This is a genomic window from Phreatobacter stygius, assembly GCF_005144885.1.
GTDB classification, from domain to species: Bacteria; Pseudomonadota; Alphaproteobacteria; order Rhizobiales; family Phreatobacteraceae; genus Phreatobacter; species Phreatobacter stygius.
Genome location: NZ_CP039690.1, coordinates 4,356,905 through 4,379,438, shown reverse-complemented (window position 1 = coordinate 4,379,438; position 22,534 = coordinate 4,356,905). Strand labels below are relative to the sequence as shown.

The following is a 22,534-nucleotide window of genomic DNA, read 5'->3' as shown; positions in this document are numbered from 1 at the left end:
CTCAGCCCTCCGTCGAGATGCGCGGATCGAGCCGGGCATAGAGGATGTCGACGAAAAAATTGACCAGGATCACCAGCAGCGCGGAAACGAAGATGATGCCGAGCAAGGTGTTGAGGTCGCGCTGGATCACCGATTCATAAGCCAGGCGCCCGAGCCCGGGCAGCGAGAAGACGCTCTCCACCACCACCGAGCCGCCGAGCATGGTGCCGGCCTGCAGGCCGATCAGCGTGACCATCGGCAGGAGCGCGTTGCGCAGGACGTGGCGGACCACGACGCTGGTTTCATCCAGTCCCTTGGCGCGCGCGGTCCGGACGAAATCGAGATTGAGCACTTCGAGCATCGAGGCGCGCATGATGCGCAGATAGATGGCGAGGAAGATCAGACCCAGCGTCAGCGTCGGCAGCACCAGGTGCTTGGCGATATCGATGGTCCGCCAGATACCGGTCTGAGCGACCGTGATGTCTTCGAGGCCGCCGGCCGGCAGCCATTGCAGATAGACCGAAAAGACCACGATCGCCATCAGCCCGAACCAGAAGGATGGTGTGGCGTAGAAGATCAGGCCAAGGCTGGAAATGATGGTATCGGGCCATTTGTTGACGCCGCGGGCCGCGACGACACCGAGAATGAGGCCGAAAAAGAAGGCGAAGGACAAGGAGGCGGTCATCAGGAGGATGGTCGCCGGCAAGCGCTCGGCAATGACGGTCGCCACCGGCTTGCCGTAGATCGAGGAGAAGCCGAGGTCGAAGCGCACCAGCCGCCAGAGATAGTTGCCGAGCTGGGCGGTGACCGACAGGTCGAGCCCGTAGAACCGGCGCAGTTCCTTGGCGGTGGCCGCGTCGCCGCCGCCCATCTGCGCCATCATCGCATCGACGGTGTCGCCGGGGGCGAACTGCAGCAGCAAGAAGACCCCGATCAGGATCAGGATCAGGGTGGGGATCGAGGCGGCGAGCCGCCGCCCCGCGAGACCAAGGATACGCATCAGATCAAGCCGTTCGACACAGGGCCACCCAGGATCATTCGGCCAGCCAGAGATCGTGCCAGGTCGAGGATCCCCAGCGCGGCGTGTTGGAGTGATTGCGCGCCTTGGCGTTGATCACGGTGACGAAGATCTGCTCGATCGGCATCCAGATCGGCAATTCGCCATTGGCGCGCGTGACGAAGTCGCGATAGAGCGCCTTGCGCTTGACCGGATCCACCTCGGTCGCCGCATCGTCGATGATCTTGTCGATGGTCGCGTCGGTCCAGCCCCACTGGTTGGTCCAGGGCGCGCCCTTGGGCTGGCCCGAGCGATACCAGACCGTGGTCGAGACCGCCGGGTCGTTGCGATACTGGTGCCAGCCGGTGGCGATATCGAAAGCGTGGTCGTCATAGACCTGCTTGAGGAAACCGCCGCCGTCATTGCGGACGATCTCGACGCGAACGCCGATCTCCGACAGCGACTGCTGAATGAAGGTGGCCCAGAGCGAGACGTCCTCGCCCCAGGGGGCCGGCAGCAGGCGCAGCGAGAAGCGAGCGCCGCCAGCGCCGGCCCTGAAGCCGGCCTCGTCCAGGAGCTTTGCGGCCAGCGCCTTGTCGTAAGCATATTGCGGCGTGTCGGCGCCCGGATAGAAATCGGTCGAGACCGAGGGGATCGGGCCGGTGCCCAGCTTGGCGAAGTCGCCAAGGAAATTCTCGATGAAGAACGGCACGTTGATGGCGTGGGCGATCGCCTTGCGCACCCGGATGTCGGCCAGTTCCTTGCGGCGGAAGTTGAACTCCAGCGTGTTGGTGCGGGCATTGCCCTCATTGCCCTTGGTCGAGACGATGAAGCGCGGGTCCTTGCCGAGCCGGGCCATGTCGGAGATCGTCAGGCCGGAAAACGGGCTGTAGTGCAGCTGGCCGGCTTCGAGCTGGGCGGCGGCCGCCGCCCGGTCGGTGATGACGCGCCAGACGATACGGTCGAGATAGGGCGCGTTCGGACGCCAGTAATTGGGATTGCGGTCGGCAATGATGTGCTGGCCGCGCTCGTACTGGACAAATTTGAACGGGCCGGTGCCGACCGGGGCGAGATTGACCGGATTCTGCCTGATATCGCCATTCTCGTAGAGGTGCTTGGGCGAGACATAACCGAGATCGGGAAGCGCGCGCAGCAGCAGGTTGAGCGGCATCGGGCGCTCGTAACGGAACACCGCGGTCAGCGGATCCGGCGTGTCGACCGCGGTCAGGAACAGCTGCAGCGTCGACCCATAATTGAGGATCTTCTTCCACATGTTCATGGCGGTGAACTGAACGTCGGCCGAGGTGAACGGCTTGCCGTCGTGCCAGGTCACGCCCTGGCGCAGCTTAAAGGTGATGGTCTTGCCGTCAGGGGACGATTCCCAGCTCTCGGCGAGCACGCCGACCGTCTGGCCACGGGCGTCGAGATCGACCAGCGGCTCCTGGATCTTGCCGCCGACGATATAGACGCCGGTGGAGGCCTGAAGGCTCGGGTTCAGCATGCGCTGCTCGGCGCCATAGTGAACCGAGAAGACCCCACCCTTGCGCGGCGTCTCCTGCGCGAAGGAGCGCTCCGGAAACAGGACGCTGGAGGCAATGGCGGCGCTGGTCATCAGCGCGGCGCGGCGGGTGAAGTCCATGAACGGTCTCCTGGGAGCGGCGGTATCGGGGTCAACGATGCGAGACGGGCAAGAGCCCGTCAATCGAGGATTTGCTCAAGACGACATCATGCCGCAATGAGCGGCACGATGCCCTTTTTTGTCGGCGCGTCAGCCGGCGATGAAGCTGATGATCACGCCGTTGGCGGCCTCAGCCGGGATGCTGGCCGCGTCGCCATGGGCAACCGCGCCGGGCACGGCCTTCGCCTTGGCGAGATCGTCGGTGCCGAGCACGATCGCCACGGCGCTCTCCGATGTCGCGCCCTGGCGCACCGCTTCGGGGTAACGCTTGGCCAGCACCGCCTGGTCGTAGAACAGGAAGTCGGCGCGCTTGCCGCCCGAAGGTACCCGGTAGATGCCGTCGGCCTCGGCCGACACCGGCTCGTCGATCAGCCGGCTGAGATGGGCGGCGGCAGCCTTCGGATCGGCGCTCAGGATCTCGACCCGGGCAATACGGGTGGCACCATTGGCGTGCTTCTGCAGTTCGGGAATCCAGACCGTCTCGCGGGTCAGGTGCTGGCAGGCGAAAATGCGCATGCCGCCCGGTGCTTCGACGAGCGGCCAGCGGAACACGTTGAACCGGGCTTCGCCAGTGCCGCCACCGGGCAGTTCCACCGGCCGGCCGAAATGCACCGGCCCGAGCGGCTCGAGGCCCTGGCTCTTCAGCTCGGCGGCACCAGCGGCCGCATCATCGGTGGTAAAGGCGGTGCGCTCGATGCCCTCACGCTTGGCCAGGAAATCGCGGGTCGGCTTGTTCTGATCGGTCTCGGCGAGAATGCCGAGCAGCTCCAGATAGTCGTCGCCGAACATGATGGTGTAATTGCCCGAGCCCATTTGCGGCGAATGCGTGCCGCGCGGTGAGACGGTGAAACCGAGGCGCTTCCATTGCGCCGCCGAGGCGTCGAGATCGCGGACCGTGATGACCACGTGGTCGGCGCCGAGAATATGCTTGAGCGGCATGGTTCGCCCCTTCTTCCATGAACTGACGGGGCCAAGTTCAACCGAAGCCGCCCCAATGCGCAACGGAACCCGCCCGGCAAAGCCGCGCGATCACCACCGCGCCACAGACATAGCTTGCGGGAGTGTTTTATTTCAATAGTGGTCATAAAGATAGAACAAAAAGTCCAAAAAATTCTACAAAATAAAGAATTTGTAGAATATATATCCCGATAACGCATTTCCTGGGAATAGCATCTCTCGGCGCGCCCTGCCGGAACCGGCCATGCAGCCGGCGGCCTTGTGGCCCGCCCTGCCTGCGGCTTTCATGCATCATAGTCATAAGAGCGGAATAACTTCCATGCCTCAATCCTCGCCCGTCGCACCTTCCGTCAGTTGGCCGCCGTCGCTCTGGGCGGCAACCGCGCCTCCCGGGCCGGTGCTGGCTGCGCTCGAAGGCGATGTCAGGACGGATGTGGTGGTGATCGGCGCCGGTTTCACCGGCCTGTCGACGGCGATCCACTTGCGGGAAACGGGTGTCGAGGTGACGGTGGTCGAGGCCGCCGAACCCGGCTGGGGCGCCTCGGGGCGCAATAATGGCCAGGTGATCCCGACGCTGTCAGGCCATGACCCCTCGGCCATGGTGAAGCGCCACGGCGAGGCCGGCGAGCGGTTCAACGCTGTGCTGCGCGACAGCGCCCATTACCTGTTCGACGTCGTGCGCAAATACGAGATTCCAGCCGAGGCCGAGCAGGCCGGCTGGGTCCAGCCGGTGCATTCGCCGGGCCGCATGAAGATCGCCGAAAAACGGGTGCGCGAATGGTCCGAGATCGGCGCGCCGTTGGAGCTGCTCGACCGGGCCGCGACCGCAAAGATGCTGGGCTCGGAGGCCTGGTTCGGCGGCTTCTGGAACCGCACCGGTGGCCATGTCAATCCGCTGGCGCTGGCGCGCGGCCTTGCCGAGGTGGCGCTCAGGCTCGGCGCCACCATCTATGCCCGCTCGCCGGTTGCCACCATGGCCTATGCCAATGACCGCTGGACGGTGAGGACCGCCAAGGGCACGGTGACGGCGCGTGCCCTGGTGCTGGCCACCAATGCCTATACCGGTGAGTTCGAGCCGAACCTCGCACCCGAGATCGCCCAGGAGGTGATCCCGGTGCTGTCATGGCAAATGGCGACCCGGCCGATCAGCGACAATATCGCCAAGACCATCATCCCCGACCGCCAGGCCATGTCGGACACCCATCGCGAGCTCTATTTCGCCCGCTGGGACGCGCGCAACCGGCTGGTCACCGGCGGGGCCTCCATGATGCCGGGCCCGGGCGGCACCAATCTCCGCCCGCAGGTGGCCGAGCGGCTGAAGAAGCTCTGGCCGCAGATCGGCGATGTCGAATTCGATTTCGTCTGGTCCGGTTATGTCGGCATGACCCCGGACAACCTGCTCCAGCCGCAGGTGCCGGGCTTCCCGCGCGTCCACCGGCTCGGCCCGAACGGTTATGCCTGGGCCGGCTGCAACGGCCGGGCGGTTGCGCTGTCGATCTCGCTTGGCCGGGAGCTCGCCCGCGCCACCCAGGCGGTCGCGATCGACAAGCTCGGATTGCCCTTGTCGGAGCCGACGCCGCAGCCGTTCCAGGCGATCATCCGGCGCATCGCGCCCTTCGCGCTGCCGCTCTATCGTCACCTCGACGCCAAAGAGATCTAGGGGAGGTCTGCCATGACCGAGATCAGCAAACCGCAGGGCGAGGTCAAGGTGTTCGGCCCGGATGCCGCGCCGAGCTATTGGCAGCCGGTGCCGGCCAATGGCTTCGTCCAATGCATCCTGAACCCCCAGACCATCGAGAGCGCAGCCCGCTTCGCCATGGGCACGCAGACGGTGGCGCCCCACAGCCATATCCGCGAGCATACCCATGACCGGCATGAGGAGGTGATCCATGTCACCGCGGGCCGCGGTTTCGCGCGCATCGACGGCGTCGACCAGCCGATCGAGCCGGGCTCGACCGTGTTCATCGGCCTCGACCGCAAGCACGGCTTCGTCAATCCGGAGGCCGCACCGCTGACCTTCGTCTGGTTCATGATGCCGGGCGGCCTGGAAGATTTCTTCGCTCAGATCGGCCGGCCGCGGACGCCGGGCGAACACGCGCCCGCCCCTTTCCCGCGCCCCGACAATGTCGCCGAGATCGAGCGGCGCACGGTGTTCGGCTGGACCGACCCGTCGCACAATCCCGGAGCCAAGCCATGATTGTCCAGGGCATGATTGTTGAAGAACGCGACTATCGCATCAAGACCGGCAAGACCGCCGAATTCGTCGGCCTCTACGAAGAGCACGGCCTGCCGATCCAGCTCGAGCTGCTCGGCACCTTCCACGGCTATTTCATTTCCGAGGTCGGCGACCTCAACCATGTCGTGGCGCTCTGGTCCTACCAGAGCCTGGACGACCGCCAGGCGCGGCGCGACCGCATGCAGGCCGACCCGCGCTGGAAGGATTACCTGAAGCGCGTCGAGGGCCTGATCGAAACCCAGCAGAACCGCTTTCTCAGGCCGACACGCTTCTCGCCGATCAGGTGACCGGCGATCGCACAGTTGGCTCGCTAAATTTGCGCGATCAGGACTGCGTTCCGAATAACCACTTGTGGTCCATTGGGATGAGCCATGTACTGGCGGAAAGAACACCCTGACGGCTATTTCCTCTCGGCTGGCGAAGCGCCACCGCAGAGGGGCGTCGACGGACAGTGGAAAAGAGCAGCTTGGGGAACGCGTCACGGGCCGGCGATTGTGCATTGGTCATCCGGCACTCCGACCTTTGTGGAAAATGCGGTGATGCCAGACGGGCGTCTTATCGCCGCTTCGGGATACGCAATAGATGGGACGTGGCGGACGCCCGTTGGCGAGCAAGCGCAGGCTTGGGCACGCGTATGGAGCGGTGGCGATGTTCAATGGGTTTTAGGATCGCTCACCCTGACCGCAGATCAAGCGATCTTCGTGGCCGACCGGAAACCGTGGCCACCCACACTTCATTTCCCGTCCCGTTCGGCTGCGGTCATGGCAGCCGAATTGCTTGGTTCCGAGAATCTGTGCGCCCGGATGCGAGACACACCACTGGCCGTGGCTATGTATATTACTCTATATTGCTTCGAATGGATAAAGGTCGTCGCAGACGAAAGCGCCTGGTATACGATAGATGATGCAGGGCAACTTCTATCTGACATGCGCCAATATAATGAAACATATATAGATTTTCACAGTCTCTATAACTGCGATAAGGACGAAAATTTGGACGAGTTAGATCGAAACAAGAAACTATCGGTAGATTTGCTGCGCGACATCGGATGGCACATCGTCAGCTCGCCTCGATAGGCCCGTATACGATTTCTTGTCTCGCCCTTGGACGTTTCAATCGAAACTCACTCCACACACTTCTCGTAAAGTGGCCGGCTTGAGGTGCAGTCCATTTCGGCAAGCCGGCCAGCAGGGCTCATTTGAAGCCGGTCACGGCATGCGGCACATAGGCGCTTTCGAGCTCGGCGACCTCTTCCGGGCTGAGCTTGACCGCCAGCGCCGCCACGGCGTCATCCAGATGATGCGGCTTGGTGGCGCCGACGATCGGCGCGGTGATGCCGGGCTTCTGCAGCACCCAGGCAAGGGCTACCTGCGCACGTGGCACGCCGCGCGCCCTGGCGACCTTGGTCACCGCCTCGACCACCTTGCGGTCGGCCTCGGCGGTCGCGGCATAAAGCGTCTTGCCGAACTCGTCGGTCTCCGAGCGCGCGCTGCCCTCGTCCCAATCGCGGGTCAGCCGGCCGCGGGCGAGCGGGCTCCATGGAATGACGCCAATGCCCTCCTCGCGGCAGAGCGGCAGCATTTCACGCTCCTCCTCGCGATAGAGCAGGTTCACATAGTTCTGCATGGTGGCGAAACGGGTCCAGCCGTGACGGTCGGCGAGATAGAGCGCCTTGGCGAATTGCCACGCATACATCGAGGAGGCGCCGATATAGAGCGCCTTGCCGGCCTTCACCACGTCGTGCAGCGCTTCCAGCGTCTCCTCGATCGGCGTCGCGTGGTCGAAGCGGTGGATCTGGTAGAGGTCGACATGGTCGGTGCCGAGCCGGCGCAGGCTGGCGTCGATCTCGGTCATGATCGCCTTGCGCGACAGCCCGGCGCCGTTCGGGCCCGGGCGCATGCGGTTGAAAACCTTGGTCGCGATGACGACGTCCTCGCGCCTGGCAAAATCCTTCAGTGCGCGGCCGACGACCTCCTCGCTCGAGCCGTCGGAATAGACATTGGCCGTGTCGAAGAAGTTGAAGCCGAGCTCCAGCGCCTTCTTGATGAACGGCCGGCTGTCGGCCTCGTTCATCGACCAGGGATGGTTGCCCCGTTCGGGTGCGCCATAGCTCATGCAGCCGAGGCAGAGACGGGACACCTGAAGGCCGGTCCGGCCGAGTTTCACGTAATCCATGGCAGTGCTCCTGGTCCCAGCCCCGCATGAAATAGCCGATGTGGCGGTGCGCGGGAATGGCCGCAAGACGTCGGTCAGCGATGCTTCCCCGGCTGGCCTGCCCCGTCAGGATCGGCATGCGAGCGGCGGATGCGGCGGACCAGCCAGGCCACCGCCAGGATCACCACGGGAAGTGCCGCCGCGGTCGCGACCGTCGGGTCGATCGACGTCAGGCCGGCATCCTTGGCGCCCTTGAACAGATAACCGAGCAGGCCCAGCACATAATAGGAGACGGCCGCGACCGAGAGCCCTTCGACCGTCTGCTGCAGGCGCAGCTGCATGCGGCCACGATCGGCCATCGATTGCAGCAGCGCCTTGTTCTGCTGCTCCATCTCGATATCGACACGGGTGCGCAGGAGATTGGAGGCGCGGGCGAGCTTGGTGGACAGTTCGGCCTGGCGCTCGGCGACGGTCTGGCAGGTGCGCACCGCGGGTGCGAGCCGGCGGTCGAGAAAGCCGATCCAGGTCGAAAAGCCGTCCACCGGCATTTCGCCGATGACGCCGAGCCGGGCGCGCACCAGCGCGTCATAGGCGCGAGTCGCGCCGAACCGGAAACTCGATACCGCCGCCTCGGCTTCGAGCTCGGCCGCCTGGGCGACCAGGGTCTCGAGCAGCGCCGCATTGCTGTCGAGCCCGGTCGTGGTGGTCATGCGCAAGGCGACGCGCACCAGTTCCTGTTCGATCCGCCCGACGATCGGCGCCGCGCGCTGCGCCTCGGGCAAGCCGAGCAATGCGAAACAGCGATAGGTTTCGACCTCCAGGAGCCGCTGGACCAGAGCGCCGGCGAGCGAGGCATTGAGCGCCCGGTCGATCACCAGGATGCGGGTGGCGCCACGGGCATCCTGGCGGAAATCGGTGGCGATCAGCGCCGCGCCGTCATGCACGGCGGAGACGCAGAGCGAGGCAGGATCGAACAGGACGGTCCATTCGGGATCGAGACCATCGCCCTTGACCACGGCAAGGTCGATCGCGACCAGCAAGGGACCGGGCGCGCGGAGCGCGCCGCCGAGCGGAGAGGGTTCGGCGAGCGGCCAGGAAAACGGTTCGGGCGCGGTCTGCGCCATGTCCCAGCCATAGGTCGAAAACTCGCTGTGGCGCTCCCAGCGCAGGCGCGCCGCGGGGAGGCTCGCCCGATGGAAATTGGCGTCCGGCTCCGGCCCCGCGACGCCGGCGGCGGAGCACCAGGCCGCCAGCCTCGCCCGCTCCTCGGCGACCGGCAAGGCCTGCGTGGCAAAGGCCTGGTGCAGCAAGCGTCGCGGCGTGTCGATGCCCTGGAACGGCCGGGCGTGCAGTTCCTCCAGAACCTGATGGCGCAGCGGATGCGCTTCGATATCGGGCGATGCCAAGGTCACACGCACCATCATGGGTTGGCTTTGATCCGAGCCGGCAGGACTATCCCGCCAGCGTGACGATTGGCCTTCCGGTGCATGGCGGAGGGGTGACGGATCCCGGGGCCCCTCAGACATCCATCTTGGTGTAATCGGCGACCAGATGCAGCATCGCGCGCAGGCCGATGATCAGCCCCCGCTCGTCCACCCGGAACCGCGGCGAATGATTGGGCGGCGCCTGGCCTTGCGGCACGCCCGGGCCGGTGACGCCGACAAAGAAGAAAAAGCCCGGAGAAACATCGGCGAAGAACGGAAAATCCTCGCTGGCGCTGACCCGCTCGACCTGCACCGCCTTGCCGCCGGTGACGCGCGCCAGCGTCGGCGCCGAAGCCTGGGTCAGCGCGACATTGTTGATCAGGGGCGGATAACCGGTCGGGTCCCAGATCACCTCGGCCTTGCCGCGCATGCCCTCGGCCGTGTGCTCGGCGACCTCCTTGACCCGGCGCATGATGGTCAGCCGCTGCTCGGCGTTGAAGGTGCGCAACGTGCCCTCCATTTCGGCGCGGTCGGATATGATGTTGCGCCTGACGCCACCCTTGAACACGCCGACGGTGAGGACGGCCGGGTCGGTGAAGATATTGGTCTCGCGGCTGACCACGGTCTGCAGGCTCGACACGATGGCCGCGCCGATGACGATCGGGTCGACACCGCCCCAGGGAATGGCGCCGTGGGTCTGCCGGCCCGACACCCGGATCCGGAAACTGTCAGAGCTCGCCATGGTCGGGCCGGCCCGGTAACCGATCACGCCGACCGGCGCGGCGCTGGAGACGTGCAGGCCGAACACCACGTCGGGTTTCGGATTGGCCATGGCGCCCTGCTCGACCATGACACGCGCGCCACCCACTTCGAAATTCGTCAGACCTTCCTCGGCCGGCTGGAACAACAGCTTGATCGAGCCGCGCAGCTCGCCCTTCATGCCGGCCAGGACCTCCGCCACGGCCATCAGGATGGCGACGTGGCAGTCATGGCCGCAGGCATGCATGACGCCGACCTCCTCGCCGCCCGATTGGGCGCGCGCCTTGGAGGCGAAGGGCAGGTCGACCTCTTCGGTCACCGGCAGCGCATCCATGTCGGCGCGCAGCGCCACCACCGGACCGTCGCCGCCGCCACGCAACAGCGCCACGATGCCGGTCTTGGCGACGCCCTCGCGCACCTCGTAACCGAGGCTCTTGAGATGCTTGGCGACCAGGCCTGCGGTGCGCACCTCCTGATTGCCCAGTTCCGGATTGGCATGAATGTCGCGGCGCCAGGCGATCATCCGTTCTTCGATCGCGGCGGCGGCCTGGTCGAGCCGGGCGTGGATCGGCCGCGCCGGTGCTGGCTGCAGGCCTGGCGCCTGGGCCAGGGCCTGGCCAATGCTGCCCGTGGTGCCGGCGGCGAAGGCCGCGCAGCAGGCGCAGGCGCCGGCCAGGATGCCGCGGCGGCTGAGCTCGGCACCGGGTTCGACCGCTTCCGAGACGAAGCGCTGATGAGGGCGGGTCTGCTTCCAGAAGAAACGAGCCATGGCGGCCTCCGGGGCTGTCGGATCGGGACGCAAGGCTCGCGCAGCCGGCGGCACGGCGCATCCGGATTTTCCGCTAGAACGGCGAATTTAGAGAAGGTTCTACCCTAGTCGAGGCCGAAACCTTTCTTGGCCGCGGCCAGCTCGGCCTCGTCCCAATAACCGATCAGGATGCCCGACTTGAGCTGCGCCGCCGGGCTATAGGCTTCGATCCGGTTATCCGGCATGGTGATGCGGTTGTGGTCGGTCAGCGCCCAGCCGAGCAGCCAGTCCCTGAGCCTGGCACGTTCCGCCTGGAAATCCGGATCGTCGCCGAGATCGCGGAACTCGTCCGGATCGCTCGCGAGATCGTAGAGCATCGGCCGGAAACCCGGCGCGTGGATATATTTGAACCGGCCGTCGAACAGCATGAACAGACGGCATTCGGCAGGCTCCCGCCCGAGCGTGCGGCGCACGTCCTGCATGGAATAGTCATATTCGGAAATGACGAATTGCCGCCAGCCGGCGACCGGTTGCCCAAGCAGATGTGGCATCAGCGAGCGGCCCTCGACGATGTGGCGCGGCACCTGGCCGCCGAAATAGTCGATGAAGGTCGCCGCGAGATCGATCGCCTCGACCAGCACCTCGGACACGGTGCCACGGGTCGGGTCGGCCGCCGGCGCCGGATCGACCACGATCAGCGGCACCTTGACGCTCATCTCATGGAACAGGTCCTTCTCGCCGAGCCAGTGGTCGCCGAGATAGTCGCCATGATCGGCGGTGAAGACGATCATCGTCGACGCGCTCAAGCCCTCGTCGTCGAGAAAGCGGAACAACAGACCCAGTTGATCGTCGATCTGCTTGATCAGACCCATATAGGCCGGGATCACCCTTCTCCGGACGTCCTCGCGCGAGAAGTTGCGCGACACCCGCATGTCCATGAAGGCGCCATAGACCGGGTGCGGGTTCTGCTTCTCGCCGTCGGTCCGGATCGCCGGCTGAACGTCGTCTGCCGAATACATGTCGTGATAGGGCGCCGGGGCGATGTAAGGCCAGTGCGGCTTGATATAGGACAGATGCAGGCACCACGGCCGGCCATCGGCCTTTGCCTCGCGCATGAAGTCGATGGCGCGGCGGGTCATGTAGGGCGTCTCCGAGTGCTCGTCCGGCACCCGCGCCGGCTTGTCGCCATGGGCCAGCAGCCAGCCGTTCTGCTGTTCGCCATCCGGGCCCTCGCCGGAATTGGCCCAATCCTCCCAGGGGTTGCGCGCCGGATAGCCCTGGGCTTCGAGATAGCCGTCATAACGCGGCCGCTCGGCGCCCGGGCGCGTCGGGTGCAGGCCGTCGTCGCGCTCATAGGGCTCGAAACCGCACTGGGCCGCTTCGACGCCGATGACCGAGTCCGGATCGATGCCGAGCCGGGCCATGCCCTCGTCGTCGGCCTTCATGTGGGTCTTGCCGACCAGCACATTGCGCACGCCGAGGCGCTTCAGGTGCTCGCCGAGCGTCGGTTCGCCGACGCGCAGCGGGAAGTTGTTCCAGTTGGAACCGTGCGAGCGCATGTAGCGGCCGGTATAGAAGCTCATCCGCGACGGGCCGCAGACCGGCGATTGCACATAGGCACGGTTGAAGCGGACGCCGCGGCTGGCCAGGGCATCGATGTTTGGTGTCGACAGGCTCGGATGGCCCGCGCAGCTCAGGTAATCGAACCGGAGCTGGTCGCACATGATGAACAGGACGTTTTTCGGTTTCGGCGGCTGGGCTTTGGATGGATCAGATTGGGTCATCAGGTCAGCGCGGCTTCATCAGGTCGGTCATGGTCGGCCCCCAGACACGCATTTCCTCGGCCATCTGGCGCGCCATGGCCTGCGGCGTCGAGGGGGTCACCAGAAACCCGAGCCGGACGAGGCGATCGCGCACGGCGGGCTTGGCGAGTGCCGCGGCAACGATGCCGGCATAACGCTCGACCAGCGCCGGCGAGGTTCCCGCCGGCAGGAACAGGCCATTCCAGCCGTTCGACTCGAGCCCGCTGACGCCGCTCTCGGCAAAGGTCGGGACGTCGGCGAGCGAGGGATGCCGGGCCGTGCCGGAAGCCGCGACAATGGTGATCCGTTTCGCCTGGTGCAGTTCGGAAAAGTCGGCGGCGGCGCCGAAGCCCATGGCGAGCTGGCCGCCCATCAGGTCCTGGGCGATCGGCGCGCCGCCGCGATAGGGCACCACGGTGAGCTTCAGGCCGGTGGTCTCGGCGAGCCTGATGGCAAAGAGATGCGGCAGGCTGCCGGCCGCCGGCACACCGATATTGCTGCGCTCGGGGTTGGCGCGCAGCCAGGTGACCAGGTCGGCGAAACTGGTCTTGGCGGTCATCGCGCCGGTCGCCAGGGCGATCGGAAATTCGGTGGTCTTGGCCAGCGCCACGAAATCCTTCACCGGATCGTATTTCAGGCCGGGGAAGGAGAACGGCGCGAGCGACATGGTGACGATATTGGCAACCAGAATGGTGGTGCCGTCGGGCGCCGCCGCCTTGACCACCTCGCCGGCGATGGTGCCGGCGGCGCCCGTGCGGTTCTCGACCACCACACCGACACCCAATGCCTGCTGAAACTCCTCCGCCAGGATGCGCGCCAGCACGTCCTGCGAGCCGCCGGCGGCGAAACCCGAGATGATCCGGATCGGCGACTGCGCGCCGACAGGGCCGGCGGCGAGCGCGGCGGCGCCGGCCGCGGCGGCAAGCGCCGCGCGGCGCGTCGGACGGTCATGTTCGGTCATCGACGCCTATCCCAAGGGGTTTACCGCAGTCACGACCGGCAGCCTCCCTCACCTTGCCGCCGCAGGCAAGACCGGCCCCGAGACGTGGCAGGCAGGCCACGACGCCGACCATGAGGAGGTGTCCCGCCGATGGTCGGACGCCCCGGCGGTCACTCGACCTTGATCTTCGCCGCGACGATCAGCGCGCCCCATTTGGCGATCTCGCCGGAGAGATGCCGCGCCAGGTCCTGCGGTGTCGGCCGCGCCTCCAGCAGCAGCCCCATGTCGAGCGCCTTGGCCTGTAGCGACGGGTTGGCCAGCGCCACGGACAATGTCGCGATCAGTTTGTCGATCACCGGCTGCGGCGTCCCGGCCGGCGCGAACAAGGCGTTCCAGGTATAGGCCTCGTAGCCCGGCACGGCCTCGGCCAGAGCCGGCGTGTCCGGTGTCTGCGGCAGGCGGTTCGCCATTGACGTCGCGACCAGCCGCAGGCCGCCGCCGCGCGCCGCGGCAAGGCCGGTCGCCGCGCTATCGAACAAGAAGTCGATATGGCCGCCGAGCAGGTCGCTCAGCGCGGGGCCGTTGCCGCGGTAGGGCACGTGGATCAGTTGCAGCCCGGCCATGTGGTTGAGCAATTCCTGGGCGACATGCGGCGCGCTGCCATTGCCGGCCGAGCCATAGGTCAGCTTGCCGCGGTTGGCCCGGACATAGGCGATGAACTCGGCCGGCGTGGTCACCGGCGAACGGTTGTTGACCAGCAGCACCAGAGGCGCCCGTGCCAGCAGCGCCACCGGCATGAAATCGCGGGTGGTGTCATAGGGCAGCGAAGCATAGAGCCCGACATTGACCGCATGGGCGACGGTCGTCAGCAACAGCGTCTGGCCGTCCGGCGCCGCCTTCGCGACCGCATCCGTGCCGATCACCGTGCCGCCGCCGGCTTTGTTCTCGACATAGACACGCCCGTCCATCGACGGGTTCCAGGCTTCGACAAGGAGGCGCGCGAAGGCATCGGTCGGGCCTCCCGCCGCATAGGGCACGACGAGGCGCACCGGCCCCGCCGGATAGGGTTGCGAGGCAGCGGTCGTCACGATCGTCAGCATTGCGAACAGGGCTGTTGCGGCACGGATAAGAGAGCTCGTCATGTGGCGTTCCCCAGATTTTTGTTGTGTCGTCGGCCTGCCGGCACCTTCCCGATGCCAGCCGCCCTATCGTTTGGACGTATCGTCGCCGAGGACGACGACGCCGGCGCCGGCAAGCTCGGCGATCTCGCTTGCGCGGTAGCCGAGTTCACCGAGGATGCGGCCGGTATCCGCGCCGAACATCGGCGGTGGTTTGCCGACCTGGCGCGCCATGCCGTTGAACTGGATCGGATGCGCCACCGCCTTGCAGGGACCGAGCGCCGGGTGGTCGTAGTCGAGGACGATGCCGCGTGCCGCCGTGTGCGGATGGGCCAGCATGTCGGCCAAGGTATTGAGCGGCGCACAGGGGATGCCAGCTTGTCCGAGCCGTTCCATCCAGTGCGCGGCCGATGCGCGACCGATCACGTCCTGGACCACGGCGACGGTGTCGGCGCGATGGACGACCCGATCCGGATTGGTGGCGAAACGCGGATCCCGGCCGAGGTCAGGCCGTCCCGCCGCGGTGCAGAAAATCCGCCAGAACCGGTCATTGGCGATGCCGATGAAGACCGGCTTGTCGGCAGCCTCGAACACCTGATAGGGGCACAGGGCCTCGTGCGCCGAACCGGCGCGCCGCGGCAATTGCCCGCCATGCCAGTAACTTTGGGCGACATAGCCGAGATAGGCGACGGCCGTCTCGAACAGGGAGACTTCCAGATAGCCGCCGGAACCGGTTCTCTCACGCTGCAGCAGCGCCGCGAGAATGCCTTGGGTGGCGTTCAGGCCGGTGCTCTGGTCGACCGGCGACGCCGGCAGCTTGACCGGCCCGGCCCCAGGCTCGCCATTGATGTCCATCAGCCCGGTAAAGGCCTGCAGAACCGCGTCGTAGCCAGGAGCTTTGCGCAGCGGTCCGGTCTGACCGAAACCGGAGATGCTGCAATAGACGATCTTCGGATTGATCGCCCGAATGGCCTGATAGTCGAGGCCGAGTTTCTCGGCCGTGCCCGGCGCGAAACTCTCGACCAGCACCGAGGCGCGGGCCGCGAGATTCAGCACGATGTCGCGGCCGGCCGGCGCCTTCAAGTCGACGACAATGCTGCTCTTGTTGCGGTTGACGGCCAGGAACGCCGTCCCGAGCCCGTCGCGTTGCGGTGGCCAGCGCCGCGTCTCGTCACCCCCGTCGGGTGTCTCGATCTTGACCACCTCGGCGCCGAGATCGCCAAGGTTCTGGGTGCATAGCGGCCCGGCCAGCACCTTGCTGAGATCGAGCACGAATTCGCCGGCGAGCGGCCCTGAAGCCTGTGCTCCACCCGGATCCGGTACCATCGTCACGACGGCCGCCGGCGCAGCAGGTAGCGATGCATGCCGGTCAGCACCAGCTCGCGCTTCTGGTTGTGAATGGTCGTGTTCATGACCATCACGCCGGTCGTGCGCTGCGGGATCAGCTCGGCGATCTCCAGGGCGGGATAGAGCGTGTCGCCCATCACCACCATGCGGAGAAACTTGGAGGACTGTTCGAGGAAGGCGATGAGGGCATCGGACACTTCGTGCGGAAAGCGGCCGGCGCCGGCCGCCGTGAAGCAAGCCACCTGCAGACCGTGCGCCAGCAACCCGGGCAAGCCATGGGCGCGGCAGAACTCGACGTCGTAGTGGATCGGATGGTTGTCCGCCGAGACGGTCTGGAACGCCGCGAAATTCGCATCGGTCACGGTGCGGCTGGGCAGCAGATAGCGTTCGCCGATCTGAAAGTCCTCGAACCAGCGCTGGGGCGCGACGACATGGGCGGAAGCATCGAAGGTCGGATCGACGTGAGACATGATGAGGACGTGTCCAGGATCATTGAAGCGGCATATCGGGATCTGACCGACATTTATGAACTGGATCAATCGCTAAATGAGTTGCATATTTCGATATACGGAATATGCATTGAGCCATTCGACAGAGTGCTCGGAACCAACAGATGGTGAAAAAGCGTCCTGAGACCACGCCCCGCGCTGACGCTGCGGACGCCATGCCAGACCCGGACGACAGCGGCCCGCGCTCGTCCGGAACGCTGTTGCGCGGCCTGGAAATCCTGAGGTCTTTCGAACCGGGCCAGGGCAGTCTCAGCAATGGCGATATTGCGCGCGCCACGGGCTTGCCCAAGCCAACGGTGTCACGCCTGACGAAGGCGCTCTGGGAGGCTGGCTATCTCCAATATGATGCCGGCACGGCGCGCTACGAGCTGAGGCCGACGATCCTCGGCCTGGGCTTTGCGGTGCTGAGCAATATCCCGATCCTGCCCGCGGCCCACGAGCAGATGCGGCGCCTGGCCGTGCTCTCCGGCTGCACAGTGTCGCTCGCCTACCCGGACGACACCCAAATGATCTATGTCGACCGCTGCACCGGCGACGCGACGTCCTATTTCCTCGGCATCGGTTCACGTTTCGAGACTGCCCGGACCTCCGCGGGCCGGGCCTATGTCGCGGCGCTAAGCGACGACATGCGTGGCCACCTGCTCGACCGGATGGAGCGCCACTACGGATCGGAGTGGAGCGCCCTGCGGCCGCGGATCATGGATGCGGTCGATCAGGTGAAGACCCGTGGCTTCTGCCTGGTCGACGGCGAATGGCGCCGCAACGTCCGCTCGGTCGCGGCGCCGATCGTGGCGCGCGACCGCAAGGCGATCTATGTCCTGAACTGCAGCGGCGGCTCCTATTCGGTCAGCATCGAGCGCCTGGAGCAGGAACTCGGCCCCCGCGTCGTTCACATCTGCCAGGCCCTGATGCGTCGGCCGTGAAGACCCGCCCTGCTGCGCCGCATCAAGCCGGCCGGCCTATGGACAGCCGAAGGCCTATGCCGGCGACCTAATAGGCTCGGACCGGGTGGATGAACGGCCAGGGCGAAACCTCGCTGCCGCGCGGCACCACGACCTCGATCAGGCTCGGCCGGTCGGCGGCGATGGCGGCCTGAAGCACCGGCCTCAGTTCGGCCGGCGAATGGACACGGTAGCCGTCGAGCCGGAACGCCCTGGCGAGCGCGAGGAAATCCGGATTGACCAGGTCGGCGCCGATCAGCCGGTTGCCGAAGCGCTGTTCCTGGTCGCGCCGGACATTGCCATAAGCCTCGTTGTTGAACAGCACGGTGACCAGGCCAATGCCATATTGCACCGCGGTCGCCAGTTCCTGGACGCCGAACAGAAAGCCGCCGTCGCCGGTGATCGACACGACCGGCTTGTCGGGATGCGCCACCTTGACGCCGAGCGCGGTCTGGAAGCCGAAACCGAGCGTGCCCTGGAACCCGGTCGAGACATAGCTGCGGGGGTGCCGGACCGGATAGCCGAAATAGCTGGTGAAGCCGGCCTGGCAGAGCTCCTCGACCAGCAGGCCATCGGCCGGCAGGACATCACGGATGACGGCGAGATAGTCCATCTGGGGCTGTACGACGGCGGTCTCGGTCGCAGCCGCGGCCCGGGCCCTGGCGATCCGCTCGCGGTTGTCCGCGGCGCGATGGCCGGCAAGCGCCGCGACCAGCGCCGCCGCGCCATCCGCCGCATCGGCGACAATGCCGGCATGGGGCACCAGGCGGGCCATCTCGTCCGGGTCGATGTCGATGCGGATGATGTGCGGCGGCGGCGCCGGCCGGTCGATCACCTGCATCATGTTGGCCCAGCGCATGGTCGGCATTTCCAGCCGCGTACCGATGCCGATCAGCACGTCGCATTCGGGGTAGAGCTTGAAGGCGGCATAAGACGAAATGCCGTGCTCGCCGGTTTCGTCGACGACACCGCGCCCACCGCGGAAGGCGGCGACCGGCGCACCGATCGCCTGGGCGAGCCGGGCGACCTCGGCAGCCGCATGCTGGGCACCGCTGCCGGTCATGATGACCGGGAACCTGGCGGCGCGGATCAGCGCGGCCGCCCGTGCGATCTCGTCGGCAGCGGGCGGCGGATTGGCGTCGATGACGGCCGGCCTTGCCGCCGGCACTTCCTCGGCCCCGGCCATCACGTCCCAGGCCATTTCGAGAGCGACCGGGCCGGGCCTGCCCGACTGGGCCTGCCGGAAGGCCTCGGCGACCATGTCGGGCGCATCCGCCGCCCGCTCGATACGCGCGGCCCATTTGACCACCGACCGCAGCGTGCCGAGCTGGTCGGCGATCTCGTGCAGATGGCCGCGCCGCTTGCCGATGAAGGCCGAGGGTATCTGGCCGGTGAGGCAGACGACCGGCGTACAGCAGCCCCAGGCGGTGGCGAGCGCAGCAGTGGTGTTCAGGACCCCCGGCCCCGGCACGACCGAATAGACCCCGGGCTTGCCGGTCGAGCGGCCATAACCGAAGGCCATGTAGCCGCAGGCCTGTTCGTGGCGGGCACCGACGGTGCGGATCCGGTCGCCGGCCTGGGTCAGAGCGTCAAACAGCGGATACATCTGAGCGCCGGGCAGTCCGAAGACGGTGTCGACACCATTGGCGATCAGGCCCGAGACGATCGCTTCGCCCCCTGTCATGCGGCGTGTCATGCAATGCTCCTCGGCTGCCGGTCCGACATGGCCGTCAGGCGTCTCAAAAGCGGACAGTCAGAGCTGGATGTCATCCAGCGCCGAATCGAGCGGGGCAAAGGCGGTCATCTCGCGCTCCAGGTCGCGCAGCATGTCCTGCAGCAAAGCCAGTTTCTCGGCGCCGTAGCGCCGGGTGATCTCGGCATAGATCGCCTCCGAATGGGGGCCGACGATCTCGATCAGCGCGAGACCGGCCGGTGCGATCGAGATCAGGCTGCGCCGGAGGTCGCTCGCCGGCGTGCGCCGGATGATCAATTGGCGCGCCTCGAGATCCCTGAGAATCCGCGACAGGCTGGGCGCCAGCAGGAAGGTGGAACGCACGAGATCGTTGATCTCGACCTCGCCGACCGAGGACAGCGCGCGCAGCACGCGCCATTGTTGCTCGGTAATGTCATGACCGCGCAAGGTCACGCGGAAGTGGCGCATGACCGCCTCGCGCGAACGCAACAACGACATCGGAAGCGAGCGCGAGAAATCGCGCAGGCGCACTTTGGAAGCTGCGGGCGGAATGGTGCGTGCGTTCACTGCGACCTCATGCGAAATGGCAGCCGACCGTGCCGAACGGCCCGAAATCGGCCTGGAACGTATCGCCCTTACGCGCCTCGACTGGGCGAACGAAGGATCCGGACAGGACAATCTGTCCCGGTTCGAGACATCCCTGGTTCTGGTGCAACTTGCGGACCAGCCAGGCCACGCCATGAGCGGGATGATTGAGCACGCCGGCGGCAACGCCGGTTTCCTCCACCGCTGCATTCCTGGTCAGGATCGCGGAAACCCAGCGCAAATCGACATCATTGGGGCGAAACGGCCGGCCGCCGACCACGATGCCGGCATTGGCGGCGTTGTCGGCAATGGTGTCGGCGATCTTGCGGGTGGCCTTGGTGGCGGGATCGATGCGCTCGATCCGGGTGTCGAGAATTTCCAAGGATGGCACAACATAGTCGGTGGCGTTCATCACGTCGAACAGCGAGCAGTTCGGCCCGGCGAGCCTGGTCTTCATGACGAAAGCCAGCTCCACCTCGATGCGGGTGGCGATGAAACGCTCGGTCGGCACCTCGCCGCCATCGGCGAACAGCATGTCGTCGAGCAGGAAACCCGAATCCGGCTCGTCGATGGCGAGCGCCGCCTGCATGGCCTTGGAGGTCAGGCCGATCTTGTGGCCGATGACCGAGCGGCCGTCATTGATCTTCTTGTCCACCCAGGCCGCCTGGATGGCATAGGCGTCGGCCACGGTGATGTCGGGATATTGCTGCGACAGCTGGCGGATCTGGCTGCGCGAACGTTCGGCTTCATCGAGACTGGAGGCCGCCGACTTGATCTGGAAGGCGTCGAGCATGATCAGGCCTCGTCGATGACGGTGTTGGTGAGCGTGCCGATGCCTTCGGCCGTCACCGCGACGACGTCGCCGGGCTTCAGGTAGCGCGGCGGATCGAAGCGCGCGCCGGCGCCGGTCGGCGTGCCGGTCAGGATGACGTCGCCGGGCACCAGCGTCGTGAAGGTCGAGATATAGGCGAGGAGATAGCTGAACGAGAAGATCATCCTGCTGGTGCGGTCGTCCTGGCGCAGCTCGCCATTGACCCGCGTGGTCAGGCCGATATCGGCGATCTGCGCCGGATCGGCGAAAGGCACGATCCACGGGCCGATCGCGCCGGAGCTGTCGAAATTCTTGCCCTGGGTAACGTTGAACTTGGCATGACGCACCCAGTCGCGCAGCGTGCCCTCATTGGCGAGCGTCACGGCGGCGATGTGGGAGAGCGCGTCGCGCTCGGCGATGTGCCGGCCCGCCTTGCCGATGACGATGGTCACTTCGCCTTCGTAATCGAGCTTGTCGGAGGCCTTGGGGCGCACCAGCGGCTGGCCGTGACCGGTGAACGAACGGGCAAAACGCGGAAACAGGCTCGGAAACGGCGGCGCCTCCTGGCCGTCTTTGTATTCGGCATTGCGGTCGGGATAATTGACCCCGACGCAGATGATCTTTTCCGGGTTGGTGACCGGCGGCAGCAGGGTGACCGCCTCCAGCGCATGGTCGGCCACGTGGCGATGCGCGATATCGACCAGGCGGCGAAGCGCGCCCGCCTCGATCGCGTGGCGCAGGTCGCGATATTCGCCCGCCCGCTCGGTCAGATCGACGACCCCCTTGGCGGTGACCGCGCCGAAGCGGGCCCTGCCGTCAATGCTGAAACTGACGAGTTGCCCGCGTTCGGTCATGATCGTCTCCTTCAGCTCGCGATCACGACATTGGCGGCGAAAGCGGCATCGCGCGGCGTGGTGCCGTGGAACGGCGTGCCCTCCTCGAACCATGAGCGCGGTGCCGGCGAGCCCCAGAGCGTCTGGCGGCGCGGATCGCGCAACGACCAGCGGATCGGCTCGTGGTCCGGATCCATGGTGTGATAGTCGCTGGTATAGAGCTCCAGCCGATGGCCGTCGGGATCGCGGACATAGAGGAAAAAGGCATTGGAGATGCCGTGCCGGCCGGGACCCCGTTCCATATTGGGCAAGTAGCCCGTGGTCGCCATCACGTCGCAGAGATGGATGATGTCGAGGGCGGTCGGCGTCCAGTAGCAGAAATGGTGCAGCCGGGGGCCCGCGCCATTGGTGAAGGCGAGATCGTGGACATTGCCTTTGCGGTGCATCCAGCCGGCGGCGATCCGGCCGTTCGGCCCGTCCTCCTCGGCATATTCGGTCAGGCGGAAGCCAAGTGAGGCATAAAAATCGAGCGAGGCCTGGACCTCCGGCGCGAAGACATTGAAATGGTCGAGCCGCTGCGGCCGGACGCCGCGATAGCGGTCATATTGCTGCAGCAGGATCTCGCGCTTCTCCATGGTCGCGACGAATTCCAGCGGCATGCCGGCGGGATCGGTCACATGCAGCGTGCGGCCCTGATAGGGCGCCGTGACGAAGTCGTGCTTCAGGCCGAGCTTGGCGAAATGGGCGGCGGCCTTGTCGAGGTCGGCTTCGGTGCCGAGCTTGAAACCCATGCGGCGGCAGCTCGCACCGTCGGCCTGGCGCAGCACGAGCGAATGGTGCTGGCGTTCCTCGACGCCACGCAGATAGACCGCGCTGCCGTCCGCGTCCTCGACATGCAAGCCGATCGCACCTTCATAGAAGGCGCGGCTCTTGGCCAGGTCGGTGACGTCGAGCGCCACGTGGCTGGCGCGGACGATGTTGAAGGGCGGATCAAAGATATGGGTCGGCACGGGCATGACGTGT

At 66.1% G+C, this 22,534-nt stretch carries 21 protein-coding genes; 5 read left to right on the top strand and 16 right to left on the bottom strand.

The features are described 5' to 3' along the window. Window position 1: 1 nt before the first annotated feature. From E8M01_RS20575 to E8M01_RS20565, 3 genes are all read right to left on the bottom strand, one after another. The gene (locus E8M01_RS20575) at window positions 2–979 is read right to left on the bottom strand and encodes an ABC transporter permease (RefSeq protein ID WP_136961850.1); all 978 of its coding nucleotides are present in this window, start codon (window positions 977–979) and stop codon (window positions 2–4) included. A 34-nt stretch (window positions 980–1,013) separates the two neighbouring features. Further along, on the bottom strand, window positions 1,014–2,615 hold the full coding sequence (locus E8M01_RS20570) for an ABC transporter substrate-binding protein (RefSeq protein WP_136961849.1): 1,602 nt from the start codon (window positions 2,613–2,615) through the stop codon (window positions 1,014–1,016). A gap of 129 nt (window positions 2,616–2,744) precedes the next feature. After that, window positions 2,745–3,593, bottom strand: coding sequence for a VOC family protein (locus E8M01_RS20565; protein ID WP_136961848.1), 849 nt, complete (start codon window positions 3,591–3,593; stop codon window positions 2,745–2,747). A 337-nt stretch (window positions 3,594–3,930) separates the two neighbouring features. On the opposite strand from E8M01_RS20565, the gene E8M01_RS20560 reads away from it, so the two are divergent. From E8M01_RS20560 to E8M01_RS20545, 4 genes are all read left to right on the top strand, one after another. After that, window positions 3,931–5,271, top strand: a complete 1,341-nt coding sequence (locus tag E8M01_RS20560; protein ID WP_136961847.1) for an NAD(P)/FAD-dependent oxidoreductase — start codon at window positions 3,931–3,933, stop codon at window positions 5,269–5,271. 12 nt (window positions 5,272–5,283) lie between these two features. After that, window positions 5,284–5,808, top strand: a complete 525-nt coding sequence (locus E8M01_RS20555) for a cupin domain-containing protein (RefSeq protein ID WP_136961846.1) — start codon at window positions 5,284–5,286, stop codon at window positions 5,806–5,808. Between the two features lie 11 nt (window positions 5,809–5,819). Further along, window positions 5,820–6,134 carry an NIPSNAP family protein gene (locus tag E8M01_RS20550; protein WP_136961845.1) on the top strand — a complete coding sequence of 105 codons (315 nt, stop codon included), beginning with the start codon at window positions 5,820–5,822 and terminating at the stop codon, window positions 6,132–6,134. A gap of 84 nt (window positions 6,135–6,218) precedes the next feature. Further along, window positions 6,219–6,923 carry a hypothetical protein gene (locus tag E8M01_RS20545; RefSeq protein ID WP_136961844.1) on the top strand — a complete coding sequence of 235 codons (705 nt, stop codon included), beginning with the start codon at window positions 6,219–6,221 and terminating at the stop codon, window positions 6,921–6,923. Window positions 6,924–7,041: 118 nt separating this feature from the next. Here E8M01_RS20545 and E8M01_RS20540 read toward each other — a convergent pair whose 3' ends face one another. The 8 genes from E8M01_RS20540 to E8M01_RS20505 all read right to left on the bottom strand — a co-directional run bounded on the left by E8M01_RS20540 (window position 7,042) and on the right by E8M01_RS20505 (window position 16,609). Next, window positions 7,042–8,022, bottom strand: coding sequence for an aldo/keto reductase (locus E8M01_RS20540; protein ID WP_136961843.1), 981 nt, complete (start codon window positions 8,020–8,022; stop codon window positions 7,042–7,044). Window positions 8,023–8,096: 74 nt separating this feature from the next. Next, window positions 8,097–9,422 carry a DUF3422 family protein gene (locus E8M01_RS20535; RefSeq protein ID WP_425467745.1) on the bottom strand — a complete coding sequence of 442 codons (1,326 nt, stop codon included), beginning with the start codon at window positions 9,420–9,422 and terminating at the stop codon, window positions 8,097–8,099. A 97-nt stretch (window positions 9,423–9,519) separates the two neighbouring features. Then, window positions 9,520–10,953 (bottom strand): amidohydrolase, encoded by a 1,434-nt coding sequence (locus E8M01_RS20530; RefSeq protein ID WP_136961841.1) that lies wholly within the window; start codon window positions 10,951–10,953, stop codon window positions 9,520–9,522. 104 nt (window positions 10,954–11,057) lie between these two features. Beyond that, window positions 11,058–12,716 carry an alkaline phosphatase family protein gene (locus E8M01_RS20525; RefSeq protein ID WP_136961840.1) on the bottom strand — a complete coding sequence of 553 codons (1,659 nt, stop codon included), beginning with the start codon at window positions 12,714–12,716 and terminating at the stop codon, window positions 11,058–11,060. Window positions 12,717–12,720: 4 nt separating this feature from the next. Further along, entirely contained in the window at window positions 12,721–13,695 is a 975-nt protein-coding gene (locus E8M01_RS20520) for a tripartite tricarboxylate transporter substrate-binding protein (RefSeq protein WP_136961839.1), read from the bottom strand. Window positions 13,696–13,844: 149 nt separating this feature from the next. Then, a complete protein-coding gene (locus E8M01_RS20515) occupies window positions 13,845–14,816 on the bottom strand; it encodes a tripartite tricarboxylate transporter substrate binding protein (protein ID WP_136961838.1) in 972 nt (323 codons plus the stop codon). A gap of 63 nt (window positions 14,817–14,879) precedes the next feature. Continuing rightward, a complete protein-coding gene (locus tag E8M01_RS20510; protein ID WP_136964736.1) occupies window positions 14,880–16,118 on the bottom strand; it encodes a CaiB/BaiF CoA transferase family protein in 1,239 nt (412 codons plus the stop codon). 2 nt (window positions 16,119–16,120) lie between these two features. Continuing rightward, entirely contained in the window at window positions 16,121–16,609 is a 489-nt protein-coding gene (locus E8M01_RS20505) for a MaoC family dehydratase (RefSeq protein ID WP_136961837.1), read from the bottom strand. 194 nt (window positions 16,610–16,803) lie between these two features. Between E8M01_RS20505 and E8M01_RS20500 the strand changes: the two genes are divergently transcribed. Then, on the top strand, window positions 16,804–17,571 hold the full coding sequence (locus E8M01_RS20500; protein WP_170181995.1) for an IclR family transcriptional regulator: 768 nt from the start codon (window positions 16,804–16,806) through the stop codon (window positions 17,569–17,571). Window positions 17,572–17,638: 67 nt separating this feature from the next. Here the strand turns inward: E8M01_RS20500 and E8M01_RS20495 are convergent, their stop codons facing one another. Genes E8M01_RS20495 through hpaD form a run of 5 tightly spaced genes read right to left on the bottom strand, consistent with a single transcriptional unit; the run spans window position 17,639 to window position 22,527 of the window. Further along, complete coding sequence (locus E8M01_RS20495; protein ID WP_136961835.1) at window positions 17,639–19,285, bottom strand: thiamine pyrophosphate-dependent enzyme; 1,647 nt, start codon at window positions 19,283–19,285, stop codon at window positions 17,639–17,641. Between the two features lie 57 nt (window positions 19,286–19,342). Beyond that, window positions 19,343–19,867, bottom strand: coding sequence for a homoprotocatechuate degradation operon regulator HpaR (gene hpaR / locus E8M01_RS20490; RefSeq protein ID WP_425467744.1), 525 nt, complete (start codon window positions 19,865–19,867; stop codon window positions 19,343–19,345). After that, window positions 19,857–20,660 (bottom strand): 2-oxo-hept-4-ene-1,7-dioate hydratase, encoded by an 804-nt coding sequence (gene hpaH, locus E8M01_RS20485; RefSeq protein ID WP_136961834.1) that lies wholly within the window; start codon window positions 20,658–20,660, stop codon window positions 19,857–19,859. The genes hpaR and hpaH overlap by 11 nt, the downstream gene beginning before the upstream one ends. A gap of 2 nt (window positions 20,661–20,662) precedes the next feature. After that, window positions 20,663–21,532: a fumarylacetoacetate hydrolase family protein gene (locus tag E8M01_RS20480; protein ID WP_136961833.1), complete on the bottom strand. Its 870-nt coding sequence runs from the start codon at window positions 21,530–21,532 to the stop codon at window positions 20,663–20,665. A gap of 11 nt (window positions 21,533–21,543) precedes the next feature. Further along, window positions 21,544–22,527 carry a 3,4-dihydroxyphenylacetate 2,3-dioxygenase gene (gene hpaD, locus E8M01_RS20475; RefSeq protein WP_136961832.1) on the bottom strand — a complete coding sequence of 328 codons (984 nt, stop codon included), beginning with the start codon at window positions 22,525–22,527 and terminating at the stop codon, window positions 21,544–21,546. Window positions 22,528–22,534: the final 7 nt, after the last annotated feature.

Coding starts and splice junctions, on each gene's coding strand:
- E8M01_RS20575 (WP_136961850.1), bottom strand. CDS start 979: ATGCGTATCCTTGGTCTCGCGGGGCGGCGGCTCGCCGCCTCGATCCCC.
- E8M01_RS20570 (WP_136961849.1), bottom strand. CDS start 2,615: ATGGACTTCACCCGCCGCGCCGCGCTGATGACCAGCGCCGCCATTGCC.
- E8M01_RS20565 (WP_136961848.1), bottom strand. CDS start 3,593: ATGCCGCTCAAGCATATTCTCGGCGCCGACCACGTGGTCATCACGGTC.
- E8M01_RS20560 (WP_136961847.1), top strand. CDS start 3,931: ATGCCTCAATCCTCGCCCGTCGCACCTTCCGTCAGTTGGCCGCCGTCG.
- E8M01_RS20555 (WP_136961846.1), top strand. CDS start 5,284: ATGACCGAGATCAGCAAACCGCAGGGCGAGGTCAAGGTGTTCGGCCCG.
- E8M01_RS20550 (WP_136961845.1), top strand. CDS start 5,820: ATGATTGTTGAAGAACGCGACTATCGCATCAAGACCGGCAAGACCGCC.
- E8M01_RS20545 (WP_136961844.1), top strand. CDS start 6,219: ATGTACTGGCGGAAAGAACACCCTGACGGCTATTTCCTCTCGGCTGGC.
- E8M01_RS20540 (WP_136961843.1), bottom strand. CDS start 8,022: ATGGATTACGTGAAACTCGGCCGGACCGGCCTTCAGGTGTCCCGTCTC.
- E8M01_RS20535 (WP_425467745.1), bottom strand. CDS start 9,422: ATGGTGCGTGTGACCTTGGCATCGCCCGATATCGAAGCGCATCCGCTG.
- E8M01_RS20530 (WP_136961841.1), bottom strand. CDS start 10,953: ATGGCTCGTTTCTTCTGGAAGCAGACCCGCCCTCATCAGCGCTTCGTC.
- E8M01_RS20525 (WP_136961840.1), bottom strand. CDS start 12,716: ATGACCCAATCTGATCCATCCAAAGCCCAGCCGCCGAAACCGAAAAAC.
- E8M01_RS20520 (WP_136961839.1), bottom strand. CDS start 13,695: ATGACCGAACATGACCGTCCGACGCGCCGCGCGGCGCTTGCCGCCGCG.
- E8M01_RS20515 (WP_136961838.1), bottom strand. CDS start 14,816: ATGACGAGCTCTCTTATCCGTGCCGCAACAGCCCTGTTCGCAATGCTG.
- E8M01_RS20510 (WP_136964736.1), bottom strand. CDS start 16,118: ATGGTACCGGATCCGGGTGGAGCACAGGCTTCAGGGCCGCTCGCCGGC.
- E8M01_RS20505 (WP_136961837.1), bottom strand. CDS start 16,609: ATGTCTCACGTCGATCCGACCTTCGATGCTTCCGCCCATGTCGTCGCG.
- E8M01_RS20500 (WP_170181995.1), top strand. CDS start 16,804: ATGCCAGACCCGGACGACAGCGGCCCGCGCTCGTCCGGAACGCTGTTG.
- E8M01_RS20495 (WP_136961835.1), bottom strand. CDS start 19,285: ATGACACGCCGCATGACAGGGGGCGAAGCGATCGTCTCGGGCCTGATC.
- hpaH (WP_136961834.1), bottom strand. CDS start 20,660: ATGCTCGACGCCTTCCAGATCAAGTCGGCGGCCTCCAGTCTCGATGAA.
- E8M01_RS20480 (WP_136961833.1), bottom strand. CDS start 21,532: ATGACCGAACGCGGGCAACTCGTCAGTTTCAGCATTGACGGCAGGGCC.
- hpaD (WP_136961832.1), bottom strand. CDS start 22,527: ATGCCCGTGCCGACCCATATCTTTGATCCGCCCTTCAACATCGTCCGC.